The sequence below is a fragment of the Sorangium sp. KYC3313 genome (assembly GCF_052075895.1).
GTDB lineage: Bacteria > Myxococcota_A > Polyangia > Polyangiales > Polyangiaceae > Sorangium > Sorangium cellulosum_B.
Genome location: NZ_CP197255.1, coordinates 8,069,489 through 8,084,438 on the forward strand (window position 1 = coordinate 8,069,489; position 14,950 = coordinate 8,084,438).

Here is a 14,950-nt window from a genome sequence, read left to right on the forward strand (position 1 = left end):
ACCATGATCCGATCCTCTCTTGTCCTCGCCTCTCTCCTCGCCGCGTGCGGGGGACAGACGCCCGGGGCCTCGCCCGCGCCCTCGCCGTCGCCGGTCAGCCGCGAGACCGCCCTCGCCGCGTTCGAGACCGTGCGCGGCGTGCTCCAGCACCCTCGCTGCCAGAACTGTCACCCCGCCGGCGACGTGCCGCTCCAGGGCGACGAGGGCCGCCTGCACACGCAGTTCGTGCTGCGCGGCCCGACAGGCCACGGCATGCCAGGCGCGGAGTGCACGACGTGCCATGGGCCGACCAACCCGCCGAACAGCTTTGGCACGCACGTGCCGCCGGGCGTCTCGAAGGGCTGGCACATGCCGCCGCCCGAGATGCCGATGGTGTTCGTCGGCGTCGCCCCGGGCGCCCTGTGCGAGCAGATCAAGGATCCGAAGCGCAATGGCGGCAAGGACATGGCGGCGTTGCGCGTCCACCTCGAGGATCCCCTCGTGACCTGGGGCTGGAACCCTGGCGCTGGCCGCACGCCCATCCCGACGCCGTACGCCGAGTTCGTCGCAGCATGGGAGACCTGGGCCCGCGCCGGCGCGCCCTGCCCTGGCGGATGAGCAGGTGCATCCACCGCGTGAACAGCGGCGGGCGCGGTGAATGCTGCACCTGCGCCGCGGCTGGCGTGTGCGTCGCGGCATAAGGCGCTCCTGAAGGCCGCGCCCCGGGCCCAGGTCAGCGTCGGCGGCGGCGCCTGTCTCGGTCCCTCCTCGGCGGCCGGAGGACACGCGACGAGCCTTGGCCCTGACGCCTCTGTCGACGAGGGCGGGCGTCAGTCGACGCTGACGCTGGTCACGGCGGTCCAGTCGTTGCGGCCGTCGGCCGAGACGAAGTGGAAGCGGAGCGTGTCCTCGTGGCGAGCGGTCGAGACGACGGCCGCGCAGGCGCCGACGAAGTCGTCCTCGCGGCAGGTGTCGCGGAGATCGCCGCCTTCGTCGAGCACGCCGACGCGGGCCGGGGCCGCGTTCTCCCGCAGGTACGGGGCGGCGATCAGCTCGGCCGGGGCCAGCGGTGCGGGGACGGGCGCGTCGAGGTCCCAGAGGCGAAGGTGCTTTGCGTCGGTGAGGTGGGCGTAGAGCCGCTCCACTTCCTTGCCAGCGTCCTCCTCGACGGCGAGGGCGAGAAGCAGGACGTGGTCGTCCTCGCGGGCGCGAGCGCGGGCCTTGAACGAGAGCGGCGCGCGCAGCGTGACGACGGCGGGGAAGCGGCCCTCCGGCGGGCGGAAGCGGACCAGGGTGCGGCCCAGCGGACGAGGAGGCGTGAGCCCCGCCGTGCCGCTCGGGTCATGGGGAAAGAGGAGGTACGCGGCGAGGAGGAGGACAGGCTCGGGCGCGCCGCGGAGGAGGCCGTCGTGACCGGACGCGAGCTCGAGGGCGGTGATGTCGAGGCGAAGGCGGAACGAGCGCACGCGCCTCGCGGGCGGCGCGGCGGCCGCAGGCGACGCGGGAGACGCCGGGCGAGGAGCGGAGGACGCGCCGCCCTTGCGGGACCTGCCTTTGCGCTTTCGGGCCATCGGGGGAGCCGGGAGATACCACGACCGGCGACCCTCGGGCGATCGGCCGCGCGCGGGGGCGGCGACGACGGCGGGCGGCGCCGCTACCGGCCGGCAGGGTCCTGGCAGTAGAACGCCTTCAGCTGCTCGTAGAGCTCCGGGTGCTTCGCCCTGAGCTTCCGCGGCTTCTCGAAGAAGGCCTCGGTGACGACGGCGAAGAACTCGGCCGGGTTCGTCGCGCCGTACGGGTCGATGACCGTGCGCTTGAGGCTCGCCTCGTCGCGGAGGAGGCGCTCGTACTCGCGGCCGAGGATGCGCACCCACGCCGCGTACATCGAGCGCTCGGGCAGCTCGGGCGCGCCGTCGGCCGGGCCTTCCTCCTGGTCGAGCTGGTGCGCGAACTCGTGGAGCACGAGGTTGTGACCGTCGCTCATGTCCGCCGCGCCCGCGAGCACGCCGTCCCACGCGAGCACGACCGCCCCCCGCGACCACGACTCTCCGAGCCGCGCGTGATCGCCCTCGACGACGACGCCCCCCTCCCGCACCTCCCGGCCGCGGGCCACGTAGGTGCTCGGGTAAACGAGGACGACCTCGAGCTCAGGGTAGTAGTCGGTCTCGCGGTGCAAGAGGAGGAGGCACGCCTGCGCCGCCACCGTGACCCGGATCTCGTCGGTGATCTCCAGGCCGCCGCACCCCTCGAACGGCTTCTCGTCCAGAAAGACCTGGATATGCCCGAGGAGCTCCTGCTGGTCCTCGGCCGGAAGGCGGCCGAAGCAGGGCACGTTCCGGTCGAGGATCTCGCGCCACGCAGGCGGAAAGGGCTCACGGCGGACGGCGTCGCGCCGCCGCTTCCTGAGAAAGGCCAGCATCGACGACCACCTTACCCGCTCGCGTGGCGCTGTCGGAAGCGCGGTGAGCGGTGCTCGAGGAGTGCCCGTACCGCAGCAACGGATCAGCAGCGGCTGCTGCCATGGCAGCAACGAGGGTCCACGGCGCTGCCCTGAGCAGGCGTGCCGCCTGCGGCGGTTCGTCAGAGCCGGCTCTGCGCCTACGCCCGCGCCGTCGCCTGCGCCGCGCCGGCCACGCGTACGCTCGACGCGGGCACCGCCTCCGGCGCCGATCCCGCCTGGCTCAAGCGCCGCTTCGCCTCGGCGACGACCTCGCTCGGCAGGGGGCCCTTCCTCGCGAACTCCAGGTTGTCGCGCAGGTGCTTCGGGTTCCGGGTCCCGACGATCGTGGTGCTGAGCCCCGGGTGCGACAGCGTGAAGCGCAGGGTGAACTCGATCCGGGTCAGGCCATCGAGCAGCTCGTCGAGCCTGGCCCGCTCCCACCGGTCCTGCATCGTGGTACCCGGCAGCATGTAATTCGTGCGCTGCCAGTCGGTGGGCGCGCCGCGCGCCACGCCGCCGCGGATGATGGTCCCGGCGCCAGCCTGGGCGGCCTTGCTGATCACCTCTTCGTGCTCGCGCTGCAGCGCGGAGTACGGGATCTGGAAGGCGTCGAAGACGCCGAGCTCGATCTGCTCGACCAGGTTGGGCAGCGTGCCCGAGACACCGAGGAAGCGCACCTTCCCCTCGCTCTTGAGCTTCAGCGCCTCTTCCAGGGCGCCGTCTTGCTCGAACTCCTGCCGGGTGAGGCTCCGGTGAAACTGCACCAGATCGAGGTGATCCGTCTTCAGCAGGCGCAAGCTGTTCTCCACGCCGTGCCGGATGTTCTGCGCCGTATGCACGTGCTCGCCCTGGGCACCGCCGACGACGCACCCGCATTTCGAGGCCAGGAAGTACTCGCGCCTGCGGTGCGAGAGGAAGCGTCCGATTCGCTCCTCGCTGCGACCGTAGTCGATGGACGTATCGATGAAGTTGATCCCGGCGTCCAGCACGTCGTTCAGAATGCGCTCCGCCTCCTGATCCGAGAGCTCAGGGCCCCGCGGGGCGCCTCGCAGCTCCATGGCGCCGAAACCGAGGGTGGTGACACGGACGCCGGTGCGTCCGAGCAGGCGAGTGGGCAAATCGGTCATGATCTTCCTCCGAGAGCGAACACGAGCTGGTCGCAGCGGCTGGCTGCGCCCTGAGGGATGTTTGTATTCCGCGCCACACACAAGACGCGTGATTCGCGGCAGCGCTGGGCGCACCCGCAATCTGCATCTGCAGAGTCTGCAAACCGTGAGCCAAGGGCGGGCCAGGCGGAACGCCTCTTGACGCCGCCGCCCCTCGCAGAAACCCTGGCTCCGCTTCCGTGACCCCGCGCCCCGCGACCCAGCCGGCCACGGTCTTCGCGCAGGCGCTCGGCATCGCGGTCGTGACCGCCTCGCAGCGCGACGGCATCGCGCCGGCCGAGGTGTGCGCGCGGGCCGGCGTCGACCCCGCGGTGCTCGGCCGCCCCGATGCGCGGGTGACGCACGACGAGCTCTGCCGCGCGTGGACCGCGCTCTCGGCTGCGGACGAGTCGTTCGGCCTGCGCGCCGCCGTGCTCGTCGACGCTGCGCCTCAGTCGCTCGTCGAGTACACGTTCGCGAGCGCGGGCGACGTGCGCGGCGCGGTGCGGGCGTTCCTGCGCTTCCAGCGGCTCATCCACGACGCGGCCGCGCACACGTTCGAGGAGGGGCCGGCCCACGTGACGTTCCGCTTCGCGCTCGCGCCCGGCCACACGGCCCCGAGCGCGGTGTGGGACTATCTCGCGGCGACCACCGTCCTGCGCTTCCGGCGCGCCGCCACGCCGCCCCGCGAGCCCACGGTCGTCCGCCTCGTGCGCCCGCCGCCCGCGGACGACGCGCTCGCGCGCAGCGTCTTCCGCGCGCCCATCCACTACGGCGAGCCGCGCGCCGAGGTCGAGTACCCGAGGGCGCTCCTCGACGCGCGGATGAGCACCACCGACCCGATGCTCTTCGCGCTCCTCGCCCAGCAGCTCGAGCGCGCGCTCGGCCTGCCCGCGGGCGAGCACCGCGTGCTGCCGCGGGCCGAGGAGGACGTGCTCGCGCGCGTGCGGCGCGAGCTGCGCACGGCGATCCCGCAGGGCGAGGCCACGCTCGACCACGTCGCGCGCGCCGTCGGCCAGAGCGCGCGCAGCCTCCAGCGCCGCCTGTCCGAGCGCGGGACGAGCTTCCAGGCGATCGTCGACGACGCGCGGCGCGCGATGGCCGAGGAGCTCCTCGCGGCGCACCGCGCGACCGTCACCGAGGCGGCGTTCGCGGTCGGGTTCACCGACGTCGCCGCGTTCACCCGCGCGTTCAAGCGCTGGAACGGCGTGCCGCCCGGCGCGTGGTCCCGCCGCCGCTGAGTCGCTCCGGCGTGGGCGCGGCCTCGAGCGACCCCCGGCGGCGCAGGCCCCGAGCCACCGAGACCGCCGACGTTCTCCCTCGCGACGCCCGCGACGCCCGCGACCACGGACACGAGCGAAATTTTTCCTACCCCTCTACACAACGCTTCGATAAGACCTTACACAGCGGCGGCGGGAGCTGCCCGTCGCGAAGCGCCCCATCGAGCGCCGCGTGCTCGTGCTAGGATGCGCCCGCTCGCCAAGAAAGGTGCATGATGTGGCTCGATCGGGTCATCAAATCGCTCTTACCTCGTGAAGAGCACTTCTTCGACTTGCTCGAGCGGGGCGCCGACTGCGCGCTGCAGAGCGCCAACGTCCTCTCGGAGTGCTGTACCGCCCGGAGCGCCAGCGAGAGGCAAGCCCTGGTCTCGCGGATCACCGACATCGAGCACGCCGCCGACGCGGTGATCCGCGACGTCTACGACGCTCTCAACAAGACGTTTGTCACGCCGCTCGATCGCTCCGACATCTACGCCCTGGCGACGGACCTCGAGAACGTCTCCGATCGCGTCCACTCCACGATGATGCGGGTCGTGGTCCACGCCATGGAGGATCTCCCGCCGGCGAGCCAGGTGCTCGCCGCCAAGATCCTGGAAGGATGCTCCGAGATTCATAGCGCCGTCAAGCTGCTCCGGGGGATGAAGCGGGTGGCGGAGATCAACCGACATTGCAAGGCCATCGCCAAGCTCGAGCACGACGGCGATCAGATATTCCGCTCGGCGATCGTCGAGCTCTTCAACACCGAGAAGGACGCCATCCACCTCATCAAGCACAAGGAGTTCCTCGAGGGGCTCGAGAACACGCTCGACGCCTGCGATGACGTCGCCAATGCGCTGGAGGCGCTGGTGATCAAAAACGCCTGAGGGGCGCGCAATGAACACTCTCCTCGTCACGCTGACCCTCGTGATCGTGGTCGCGCTCGTCTTCGACTACATCAACGGCTTCCATGACACGGCCAACGCCATCGCCACGGTGGTGAGCACCGGAGTCCTCCCCATCCGCACCGCCGTGCTGCTCGCGGCGCTGTTCAATTTCGGGGGTGCGCTCACCGGCACGGCGGTGGCGAGCACCATCGGGAAAGGGCTCATCGTCCCTTCGGCGGTGACCCAGGTGGTGGTGCTCAGCGCCCTCGTCGGCGCGATCTTCTGGAACCTCTTCACCTGGTATTTCGGTATCCCGTCGTCGTCGTCCCACGCCCTCGTGGGCGGGCTCGTGGGCGCGGGCGCCGGGCGGGCGGGCACCGCGGCCGTGCAGGGGGCGGGGCTCTTGAAGGTGGTCAAGAGCCTGATCATCAGCCCCGTCGTGGGCTTCGTGCTCTCCTTCCTCGGGATGATCGCCATCTTCTGGCTCGTCCGGCACACCCGGCCGGCGGTGGTCAATCGGCGCTTCCGGATCCTGCAGATGGTCTCCGCGGGCTTCATGGCGCTCTCGCACGGGAGCAACGACGCCCAGAAGACCATGGGCATCATCACCATGGCGCTGGTCGCGTACGGCGCGATCCCCGCGGGCCACGGCGACTTCCATGTGCCGCTCTGGGTCGTCTTCGCCTGCGCGACGGCCATGGCCCTCGGCACGGCGGCGGGCGGGGTGCGGATCATCAAGACCATGGGCACCAAGATCATCGACCTCAAGCCGATCCATGGCTTCGCTGCCGAGACCAGCGCGGCGGCGACCATCCTGACCTCGTCGTTCCTGGGGATGCCTGTGTCGACGACACACGTGATCACCGGTTGCATCATGGGCGCGGGCGCGAGCCAGCGGGTGAGCGCGGTGCGCTGGGGCGTGACCACGCGCATCCTCTGGGCGTGGGTGCTCACGATCCCGGTGAGCGCCGTCGTGGCCTGGGCCTGCTATCTCGGGCTCTCGTCGATCCTCGGCGGTTGAGCGTCGACGCGCCGCGCCGCGCCGCGCCGCCATCGCTGACCGCTGACCGCTGACCGCTGACCGCTTCCCAAGGAGGCCTCCGTGCACCGTCGCCATGCGCTCTGGATCCTGATGCTCTGCCTGGCTCCCCTGCTCGCCGCGTGCGGGCACCCCTGGAAGACCATGCGTGAGGCCGTGCCGAACCCGTTTTACGGCCAGGGGCGCTTCGGGGCCGTCCCGATCGTCTTCTACGGCGTCCAGGTCGGCGACGGCTCCGAGGCCGACTGGATGGCGGAGAAGGACGCCGAGCAGCAGCAGAGCTGGCAGGAGGACAAGGCGGCGATGAACGAGGAGTTCACGGAGGCGCTGATCGCGACGGCGGCGTCGGAGGGCGTCGCCATCGTCAGGGCGAGGAGCGCAGCCGACGCGCCGTTCTTCCTCCGCGCGAACGTGACGTTCTACGAGCCCGGCATCTTCGCGGTCGTGCTCAACAAGAACACGCGCCTCAAGGCGATGGTGCAGCTCACCGATCCGGCCGGGGGCGTGTTCGACGAGTTCTTGATCGACACCACGGTGCCAGCCTCGTTGACCAACCCATCGAGCGGAGGGCGCGCGCGGACCGCGGCGAGCCAGCTCGGGAAGCTCGCCGCGAGGTACATCATCCATCGCGTCCAGGGCGAGGACTGAGCGCTGCGGGGCGCCGCGCTCGCGAGGCGCGGTCAGCGCGCGATCTGCGCGAGCGTCGCCTCGGCCGACGGCGCGGCGAGCCCCAGCTCCGTCGCTCCGTAGCGCGCGAGCGCCCGGCGGTCTGCCGGCGAGAGCGGCCGCGCGCGGAGCGCCTTCGCCTCCGCGGCGGCGCCCTCACCGCAGGACGCCGGCACGCTCGATCCGTAGCGCAGCGCCCGGTGCGTCCGGATCATCGCGAGCACGTCGAGCGACGCGCCCGCGTAGTGCGCCACCTGATCGAGCAGGAACGCCGCCAGGGGCCGCGGCACGGGCACGCTGTCGAGCGCGTCGGTCAGGCGGAGCTCGTAGACGACACGCTGCTTCGACGGCAGGAACGTGGTCCGGTCGAACGTCGCGTCGCACGAGAGGAAGATCTGCGACGTCGGGACCAGCACACGGACGGACGGGGCCACGTCCCACGCGGCGATCGTGTGGTTCCACGTCGGCCAGAAGAGGCCGACCCCGCGGACGTCGAGCCGGCGCGCGAGCCCGGCGAAGAGCGCCGAGAGCTCGTCGCACTCCGCCGTCGCCGAGGGCCCGGCCGACGACGCGAGCGGAGGGCTCTGCCTCCACGCGGCCCAGATGTGCCAGGCGGTCGGGTTGCGATCGGTGATGCTCCAGCGCAGCCGGAACGGACCGCCGTCGCGCGTCATCTCGAAGAGCGTCCGGACGCGCACGTAGTCGCGGACCCGCCCGGCGCCGCACTCGAGCCCGTGCTCCGCGCAGAAGCGCTCGGCGTCGGGGCGCCGCGCGTCGGCGGCGCACGCGTCGATGCGCTCGCCGAGGCGGGCGGCGAAGTCGCGCATCGGCAGCGTGTCCGGGAGCGCCTGGCTCTCGGTGGCGGCGCAGGTCTCGGCGAACGCGGCGGCAGCGGGCGCGGTCAGCGCCGCGGCCAGCGCGAGCGCGAGCAGGTGATGCGGTCCGGGGAGCGAGCGGCGGTTCGGCATCCCCCTTCATCGCGCGGCGGCGGCAGAGTGTGACCGGATGCGGTCACGGCCGGGCGCCCCGACGCAGGTTGAGGCGCCCCGACCAGGTCGAGGTGGCCCGGCCGCGCTCACTCGATGGTCGACGCCGTGACCATGATCGGCGTGTCGTCGTGGTTCGAAATCTGCGGATAGGTCGGGTACCACGACCCGCCGATGTTGTTGGTGATCACCGACCGGTCGATGACGATGTTTCCGGAGTGATTGTTGCTCACGAAGAAGATGGCGCTCCCGTGGGCGTTCACCTCGTTTCGCTCGATCCGGGTCCCGCAGAGCGTGAGCGTCATCGTGGTGCCGTCGTTGTAGATGGCCCCGCCGCTGCCGCCGCCCGGCGTCCCGGCCATCGCGGGGTTGCCGCCGTTGCCGAGCGCGCGGTTGTGGGAGAACAGGCTGTTGATGACCGTCCAGGAGACGCCGATGCTGCTGATGCCACCGCCGTTCGCGCACTCGTTCCCGTAGCCTTCGGCGCCGCCGAAGGTGCTGTTCACCACGTGGAGCGGCAGGCCGTTGTACTGCATGAACGCCCGGATCCCGGCGCCGCCGATGTCGGGGCCGGTCGGATCACACGTGTTGTTGAAGAAGCGTGAGTTGACGACCTTCAGGCGCCCGCCTTGCGCGAAGATGGCTCCGCCGCCCTCGTCGTCATCGTTCGTCGAGTTGCCCCCGAGGAAGGTGAGGTTCTGGACCGTCAGGCGCGGGTGGTCCTGGTTGTCGCAGTTCGGCGTCGTCCAGACCTGCGCCTCGTCACAGGTGTTCATGTAGAGGATCCGCCGCTGCCCGCCGCCGCTCAAGGTCACGAGCCCGCCGCCGTCGATCACGATCTCGGGGCCGGTATCGTTGAAGATCTTCGCCGTCTCCTCGAGCGTGATGGTGATCGGCTCCGGCCCGCAGTCGAACGTGATGATGCCGCCGGCTGCGACGGCGCTGACGACAGCCTCCGAGGTGCAGCTCTCCGGCGTCCCGTCGCCGATCACCGTCGTCGGTGACGACGTGTCGGCGGCCTGAGCCTCGGCCGGAACAGCGCAGCTCCCCTCTGCGTTGCCTGCCGCGGGGCCATCGCCCTCATGCACCGGAGGCTCCGGGGTCGAGCCGCCCGAGCCCGGGCCGGCCCCCGAGGCGCTCGTCGCTCCGGCGCCGCCCGTGCCTGTCCCCCCGTCGCCCCCATCCGGGTCGTCCCCGCAAGCCGCAACCCCGGTCGCCATCGACAAGCACAAGATCAGTCCCAGCGATCGACGCATCACGCCCTCCTCGATCCGAAAGGTTTTGCTCAGCGGCGTGGACACCTCTCGGGCGGCCGCTCCTCGCGTGGCCAGTCGCCAGCATCATCGCAGAGTACCTCCGTCGTGCGGCGGTCCGCTCATCGATCCCACAGCGACCGAAGAGCCCATGGCACACCCGCGACACGGATGTCCCCCGAGATCAACCGCTGCGCCCTGTGAGGTTGGGCGCACACACCAGGCACACGCGTTGCAATGATGGCTCATCGGAGGGATGAGATGCGAAACACAGCGTGGATGGTCGCGGCGCTCCTGGTGGTCGGCTGCGGCGGGGCGGACTTGCCCGAGGGCTGGGAGGATGCGGAGGCGATCGAGGGCCTCACCCAGAGCGAGTGCAAGGCGGGCGCGTACGACGACACGGTGCAGGAGGCGCTCGTGGCGACGCCCGAGCGCGGCGCTGTTCACCTCGAGTACCGCGCCGCGCAGTTCCGATGCGATCAGGAGGTGGAAGGGTTCGTCCGGATCGCCGACAGCAGGGTGGATGTGCTCGTACAACCCGTGGACATGGACCCCGGGTCCGTGGCCGGGTGCGACTGCCGCTATGACATCGACATGGCCATCAAGGGCCTGAGCAAGGGGGTCTTTGCCGTCGAGCTGTACCGCCGCTGGGACAACATCAACGATCCGAACGATCCGAAGAAGATCGGCTCCACCGAGGTGCAGATCCCCTGAGGGCGGCCGCAAACCGAGGCGGAAGCCGTGGAGCTCCGCCGCACGGCGAGCGATGTGCACCCGAACCCCCGCCCTTGATCCGGGCGCCGAGGCCGCCGCTGCGCGGCCCACGACGCCAGGCGAGCCCGACGTGGTCCGCTTGCCACCTCGGGAGCGGCCATGCAAACTGGTCCGCACGCCATGGTCGAGCTGAACGATCAACAGATCGAGCGCTTCATCGCCGATGGATTCGTCCGGATCGACGCGGCGTTCCCGCGGGTCCTCGCCGACGAGGGCCGCGCCATCCTGTGGCGTGACACCGGGATGGATCCCCACGATCCGAAGACCTGGACGAAGCCGGTCGTTCGACTCGGGCTGTACGGCCAGCGGCCGTTCGCCGAGGCGGTGAACACGCCGGTGCTGCGGGCCGCGTTCGATCGGCTGGTCGGCCGCGGGCGCTGGCAACCGCTGAACACGCTGGGCACCTTCCCCGTGCGCTTCCCGTCTCCGGACGATCCTGGGGATGCCGGCTGGCACGTCGACATGAGCTTCGGCACCGAGAACCCCGACTTCATGTCATGGCGCGTGAACGTCGCGTCGCGCGGCCGCGCGCTGCTCATGCTGTTCCTCTTCTCGGACGTCGGCGAATCCGACGCGCCGACGCGCATCCGGGCGGGGTCCCATCTGGACATCGCGCGGCAGCTCGCGCCGGCAGGCGAGCCGGGGCTGACGTTGCGTGAGCTGGCCGCGAACGGCTTCGCCGAGACGGCCCAGCGACCGCAGGTGCTCGCGACCGGCGAGGCGGGAACGGCCTACCTGTGCCACCCGTTCCTGGTCCACGCAGCGCAGCCGCACCGCGGCACGCGCCCGCGCTTTTTGGCCCAGCCGCCCCTGCTTCCAACCGAACCGTTGCGGCTCGATCGCGAAGACGGCGAGAGCTCACCCGTCGAGCAAGCCATCCGCGCGGCGCTGCGCGGCGATCCGTGAGCATCGGACACGCCTCGACACACCGGCCGCGCGCGTCGAATCACCGTCAGCCCGCGGCCGCGCGCGCCCCCCGCGCGCGCCGCACCCGGTCGACCGCGACGGCGATCACGATGATCGCGCCCGTCGCGATCTCCTGCACCCAGCTCGGCAACCCGAGGTGGACGCCGCCGGTCCGGATGACCGTGATGAGCAGCGCCCCGATCACGCTCCCCGCGACGCTCCCCTCGCCGCCCGAGAGCGGCGCGCCGCCGATGACCACCGCCGCGATGACCTCGAGCTCCAGGCCGATCGAGTCGGTCGGGTCGCCCACCGTCAGCGTCGAGAACTCCATCACCCCCGCGACGCCGGCGAGGAGGCTCGACAGCGTGTACACCGCGAGCTTCACGCGCCCCGTGTCGATGCCGCACAGGCGCGCCGCGGCCTCGTTGCTGCCGACCGCGAACACGTGCCGCCCGAAGCGCGTGAACAGGAGCACGGCGAAGACCAGGATCGCCAGCGCCGCCGCAATCCACAGCCCGGGCGCGGTGAGATCGGACGACAGCAGCGCGTCGAGCCCGCGCGGATCCGCGTCGATCTTCTGCTCGGACGCGAGCCCCTTCGCGGCGCCGCGCAGCGCGCTCATCGTGCCCAGCGTCACGACGAAGGGCACCATCCGCGCCCGCCCCACGAGCGTCCCGACGAGGGCGCCCACGAGGCCCGCCGCCGCCGCGGCGACGAGCGCCGCCGGGAGCGCCGGCACCCCCGCGCGCAGGAGCTTCGCGAGGACGACCGTCGTGAACGCGACGAGCGAGCCCGTGGAGAGGTCGATCCCGCCGGTCGCGATGACGAGCGTCATGCCGACGGCGCAGATGCCGACCACCACCGTCTGCCGCGCCATCGTGAGCAGGTTCTGGCTGCGCAGGAACGTGTCGGGCGTCAGCGCCGCGAAGAGCGCGTAGACGAGCAGCAGCGCGACGAGCGGCCCCACCCACGGCGGACGCTTCTTCACGAGGATGCCTCCAGGAGGAGCGACGCCTCGGTCCATGACGACGCGGGCCGCGGCGGGTCGAGGGTCCCCCGGCGGAGGACCGCGATGCGATCGCAGGTCGTGACGAGCTCGTCGAGCTGGCTCGACACGAGCACGATCGCCTTGCCGGCGCGCGCCAGCTCCCGGAGCAGCGCCAGCACATGCGCCTTGCTCGCCACGTCGATGCCGCGGGTCGGCTCGTCGACGAGGAGCACGTCGAAGTCCTCGCGGAGCAGCCGCGCGATCTGGACCTTCTGCTGGTTGCCGCCCGAGAGCTCGCCGGCGCGCTGCTCCGGCCCGCGTGCGCGGATCGCGAGCTTCTCGATCCAGCGCGCGCCCTCCGAGAGGACCGATCTCGGCCTGGCGAGGCGCGGGGCGCGCGGCGAGAGCCAGACGTTCTCGGCGAGCGAGCGGCCGAGCATCAACCCTTCCCCGCCGCGATCCTCGCTCAGCAGGCCGATCCCGCGAGGAGCGCGCAGCGCGACCGTCCCGCCGCGCCTCGGATCGAGCCCCGCGAGGATGCGGAGGAGCTCCGTCCGCCCCGAGCCCACGAGGCCGGCGATGCCAAGGATCTCCCCCCGGCGCAGCGTCAGCGACGCGCGCTTCGGCCGCTTCACGCCGGAGACGCCGTCGGCCTCGAGCACCACCTCGCCGCCGTCCGGGCGCGCCGCCTCGGACACCGCGCTCGCGCGTGTGTCGGCGCTCGCGCGCGTGTCATCCAGCGTGCGGCCCAGCATCTCGCGGACGATCTGCGCCGGCTCGATCTCACGCGGATCGCCCTCTCCCGCGACGCGGCCGTCGCGGAGCACCGTGTAGCGATCGGCGTGCGCGCGCACGTCCGAGAGGAAGTGGGTCACGAGCAGCACCGCGAGGCCGGCGCCTCGCAGGGCGCCGACGCGTTCGAAGAGGCGCGCGGCGTCCGACTGGCTCAGGCTCGACGTCGGCTCATCGAGGACGAGGAGCCGCGCCGCGAGCCGCCCGTCCCCGCGGAGGCCACCCTGCGCGAGCGCCCGCGCGATCTCGACGAGCTGCTGATCGGCGACGCCGAGCTCCCCGGCGCGCGCGTCGAGCGGCACGCGGCCCGGATCGGCCGTGACGAGCGCGATCGCCGCCCGCGCCACGGCGCGTGCGCGCGAGCGGTCCCGGATCCCGAGCCGCGCGCGCGCGAGCGGCTCGATCCCGAGCACCACGTTGTCGACGACCGTGAGGTGCGCGCAGAGCGTCCGCTCCTGCGGCACCAGGACGACGCCCGCGCGGCGTGCCTCCTCGGCCGACGCCGGCGCGTACCGCGCCCCTCCGAGCAGGATCGCGCCCGCGTCCGCGCGCTCCATGCCGAGCAGGACGCGCGCCAGCGTGCTCTTGCCCGCGCCGTTCTCGCCGAGGAGCGCGTGGACGCTCGCGGGCGCTACCCGCAGCGAGACGCCGCGCAGCACCGGGTTCGGGCCGAACGCCTTCGCGAGGCCGGTCACCGCGAGGACGGGCGCGCGCTCTCCGCCCACGGGCCGCTCACTCCCCGAGCCACCTGGCGAGGTCGGGTCTCACGATCTCCTGCACCGCCGGGTCGTCGAGGTCCTGCCTCGTGACGACGCGCGAGCCCGTGTCGATGCGCGCCTCGACCTTCTCTCCGTGCAGGTGCGCCACCATCGTCTTGATCGCGACGTACCCCATGTTGAACGGGTTCTGCACGACGAGCGCCTCGATGTCCCCCTCGCGGAGCGCGCCGAGGAGCTTCTCGGACGCGTCGAAGCCGACGAACTTCACCTTCCTCGCGACGTTCGCCTTGCGGAGCGCCTGAAGCATCCCGAACGTCGTCGACTCGTTCGGCGTGAAGACCCCGGCGATGGCCCCTTCCGCCGCCTTCTGCGCGAGCAGCAGGCTCTCGCTCTTGTGGAACGCCGACTCCGTGGTGGCGCCGCCAACCTGGTTCTCGCTCGCGATGGTAATGCCGGGCATCGCGCGGACCGCGTCGAGGAACCCCTTCTCGCGGTGCTGCGTGCTCGCCGAGCCCTCCTGGTAACGGAGCACGACGACCTTGCCGCCCTCGCCGATCGCCTTGCCCAGGTGCTCACCGGCGAGCCTCCCGGCCGCCTCGTTGTCGGTCGCGACGAAGCTCACGTGATCGTCGCTGGCGAGATCGGAGTCGAACACGACCACCGGGATCTTCGCCTGCCTCGCCGCCCGCACCGGCGCCCTCAGCGCCGTGGCGTCGAGCGGCGCGAGCACGATGCCGGACACGCCCTGCGCGACGAAGCTCGAGACGACATCGACCTGCGCCTTGAGGTCGTCCTCCCGGAGCGGCCCTTTCCACACGACGTCGACGTCGAGCTCGCGCGAGGCCTTCACCGCGCCTGCGTGCACGCTCTTCCAGAACTCGTGTGTCGTCCCCTTCGGCACGACGGCGATGCGGAGGCGCGCGCCGCCCCTCGCGCCCGCGCCTGCATCCGTGGACGTCGTCGCCGATGACGACGTCTTGGAGCACGCGGCGAGGACGGCAATCGCGAACGCGCACACGACGACATGGACGCTCATGGGCGCGAGAGGATAGTCGACGGATCGCGCCCACGCTCGCGCGGGCGAGCATGTCGCCGGCGGAGATCCGTCCAACAAGCACCC

15 protein-coding genes are annotated in these 14,950 nt (G+C 71.7%); 7 read left to right on the forward strand and 8 right to left on the reverse strand.

Features of this window, described 5'->3' with window-relative positions; all coding sequences use genetic code 11:
- The first annotated feature begins 3 nt into the window (after positions 1-3).
- Positions 4-597, forward strand: a complete 594-nt coding sequence (locus ACSRUE_RS31110) for a hypothetical protein (RefSeq protein WP_437718293.1) — start codon at positions 4-6, stop codon at positions 595-597.
- A gap of 212 nt (positions 598-809) precedes the next feature.
- On the opposite strand, the gene ACSRUE_RS31115 is transcribed toward ACSRUE_RS31110, so the two are convergent.
- The 3 genes from ACSRUE_RS31115 to ACSRUE_RS31125 form a co-directional block, all read right to left on the reverse strand.
- Positions 810-1,445 carry a hypothetical protein gene (locus ACSRUE_RS31115; RefSeq protein ID WP_441286754.1) on the reverse strand — a complete coding sequence of 212 codons (636 nt, stop codon included), beginning with the start codon at positions 1,443-1,445 and terminating at the stop codon, positions 810-812.
- 188 nt (positions 1,446-1,633) lie between these two features.
- Entirely contained in the window at positions 1,634-2,398 is a 765-nt protein-coding gene (locus tag ACSRUE_RS31120) for a zinc-dependent peptidase (protein ID WP_441286755.1), read from the reverse strand.
- Positions 2,399-2,577: 179 nt separating this feature from the next.
- A complete protein-coding gene (locus tag ACSRUE_RS31125; protein ID WP_441286756.1) occupies positions 2,578-3,546 on the reverse strand; it encodes an aldo/keto reductase in 969 nt (322 codons plus the stop codon).
- 218 nt (positions 3,547-3,764) lie between these two features.
- Here ACSRUE_RS31125 and ACSRUE_RS31130 point away from each other — a divergent pair, with 218 nt between their 5' ends.
- The 4 genes from ACSRUE_RS31130 to ACSRUE_RS31145 all read left to right on the forward strand — a co-directional run bounded on the left by ACSRUE_RS31130 (position 3,765) and on the right by ACSRUE_RS31145 (position 7,394).
- Positions 3,765-4,805 carry an AraC family transcriptional regulator gene (locus tag ACSRUE_RS31130; RefSeq protein WP_441286757.1) on the forward strand — a complete coding sequence of 347 codons (1,041 nt, stop codon included), beginning with the start codon at positions 3,765-3,767 and terminating at the stop codon, positions 4,803-4,805.
- A 251-nt stretch (positions 4,806-5,056) separates the two neighbouring features.
- Positions 5,057-5,707, forward strand: coding sequence for a DUF47 domain-containing protein (locus ACSRUE_RS31135; RefSeq protein WP_441286758.1), 651 nt, complete (start codon positions 5,057-5,059; stop codon positions 5,705-5,707).
- Positions 5,708-5,717: 10 nt separating this feature from the next.
- Complete coding sequence (locus ACSRUE_RS31140) at positions 5,718-6,728, forward strand: anion permease (protein WP_441286759.1); 1,011 nt, start codon at positions 5,718-5,720, stop codon at positions 6,726-6,728.
- 81 nt (positions 6,729-6,809) lie between these two features.
- On the forward strand, positions 6,810-7,394 hold the full coding sequence (locus ACSRUE_RS31145; protein ID WP_441286760.1) for a hypothetical protein: 585 nt from the start codon (positions 6,810-6,812) through the stop codon (positions 7,392-7,394).
- Positions 7,395-7,426: 32 nt separating this feature from the next.
- On the opposite strand, the gene ACSRUE_RS31150 is transcribed toward ACSRUE_RS31145, so the two are convergent.
- Complete coding sequence (locus ACSRUE_RS31150) at positions 7,427-8,380, reverse strand: hypothetical protein (RefSeq protein WP_441286761.1); 954 nt, start codon at positions 8,378-8,380, stop codon at positions 7,427-7,429.
- 107 nt (positions 8,381-8,487) lie between these two features.
- Entirely contained in the window at positions 8,488-9,654 is a 1,167-nt protein-coding gene (locus tag ACSRUE_RS31155) for a hypothetical protein (protein ID WP_441286762.1), read from the reverse strand.
- Positions 9,655-9,912: 258 nt separating this feature from the next.
- Between ACSRUE_RS31155 and ACSRUE_RS31160 the strand changes: the two genes are divergently transcribed.
- On the forward strand, positions 9,913-10,365 hold the full coding sequence (locus tag ACSRUE_RS31160; protein WP_441286763.1) for a hypothetical protein: 453 nt from the start codon (positions 9,913-9,915) through the stop codon (positions 10,363-10,365).
- 159 nt (positions 10,366-10,524) lie between these two features.
- Positions 10,525-11,331, forward strand: a complete 807-nt coding sequence (locus tag ACSRUE_RS31165; RefSeq protein WP_441286764.1) for a phytanoyl-CoA dioxygenase family protein — start codon at positions 10,525-10,527, stop codon at positions 11,329-11,331.
- 46 nt (positions 11,332-11,377) lie between these two features.
- On the opposite strand, the gene ACSRUE_RS31170 is transcribed toward ACSRUE_RS31165, so the two are convergent.
- The 3 genes from ACSRUE_RS31170 to ACSRUE_RS31180 are packed head-to-tail and all read right to left on the reverse strand — an operon-like array spanning position 11,378 to position 14,866.
- The gene (locus ACSRUE_RS31170; protein WP_441286765.1) at positions 11,378-12,319 is read right to left on the reverse strand and encodes an ABC transporter permease; all 942 of its coding nucleotides are present in this window, start codon (positions 12,317-12,319) and stop codon (positions 11,378-11,380) included.
- Positions 12,316-13,836, reverse strand: coding sequence for a sugar ABC transporter ATP-binding protein (locus tag ACSRUE_RS31175; RefSeq protein WP_441286766.1), 1,521 nt, complete (start codon positions 13,834-13,836; stop codon positions 12,316-12,318). Before ACSRUE_RS31175 ends, ACSRUE_RS31170 begins: the two co-directional genes overlap by 4 nt.
- Before the next feature lie 7 nt (positions 13,837-13,843).
- On the reverse strand, positions 13,844-14,866 hold the full coding sequence (locus ACSRUE_RS31180) for an ABC transporter substrate-binding protein (protein ID WP_441286767.1): 1,023 nt from the start codon (positions 14,864-14,866) through the stop codon (positions 13,844-13,846).
- Positions 14,867-14,950 lie beyond the last annotated feature (84 nt).

Bases quoted from the DNA above. Each gene is read 5' to 3' on its own strand.
- ACSRUE_RS31155 (WP_441286762.1), bottom strand. From the start codon at position 9,654: ATGCGTCGATCGCTGGGACTGATCTTGTGCTTGTCGATGGCGACCGGG.
- ACSRUE_RS31140 (WP_441286759.1), top strand. From the start codon at position 5,718: ATGAACACTCTCCTCGTCACGCTGACCCTCGTGATCGTGGTCGCGCTC.
- ACSRUE_RS31125 (WP_441286756.1), bottom strand. From the start codon at position 3,546: ATGACCGATTTGCCCACTCGCCTGCTCGGACGCACCGGCGTCCGTGTC.
- ACSRUE_RS31150 (WP_441286761.1), bottom strand. From the start codon at position 8,380: ATGCCGAACCGCCGCTCGCTCCCCGGACCGCATCACCTGCTCGCGCTC.
- ACSRUE_RS31180 (WP_441286767.1), bottom strand. From the start codon at position 14,866: ATGAGCGTCCATGTCGTCGTGTGCGCGTTCGCGATTGCCGTCCTCGCC.
- ACSRUE_RS31110 (WP_437718293.1), top strand. From the start codon at position 4: ATGATCCGATCCTCTCTTGTCCTCGCCTCTCTCCTCGCCGCGTGCGGG.
- ACSRUE_RS31165 (WP_441286764.1), top strand. From the start codon at position 10,525: ATGCAAACTGGTCCGCACGCCATGGTCGAGCTGAACGATCAACAGATC.
- ACSRUE_RS31160 (WP_441286763.1), top strand. From the start codon at position 9,913: ATGCGAAACACAGCGTGGATGGTCGCGGCGCTCCTGGTGGTCGGCTGC.
- ACSRUE_RS31120 (WP_441286755.1), bottom strand. From the start codon at position 2,398: ATGCTGGCCTTTCTCAGGAAGCGGCGGCGCGACGCCGTCCGCCGTGAG.
- ACSRUE_RS31135 (WP_441286758.1), top strand. From the start codon at position 5,057: ATGATGTGGCTCGATCGGGTCATCAAATCGCTCTTACCTCGTGAAGAG.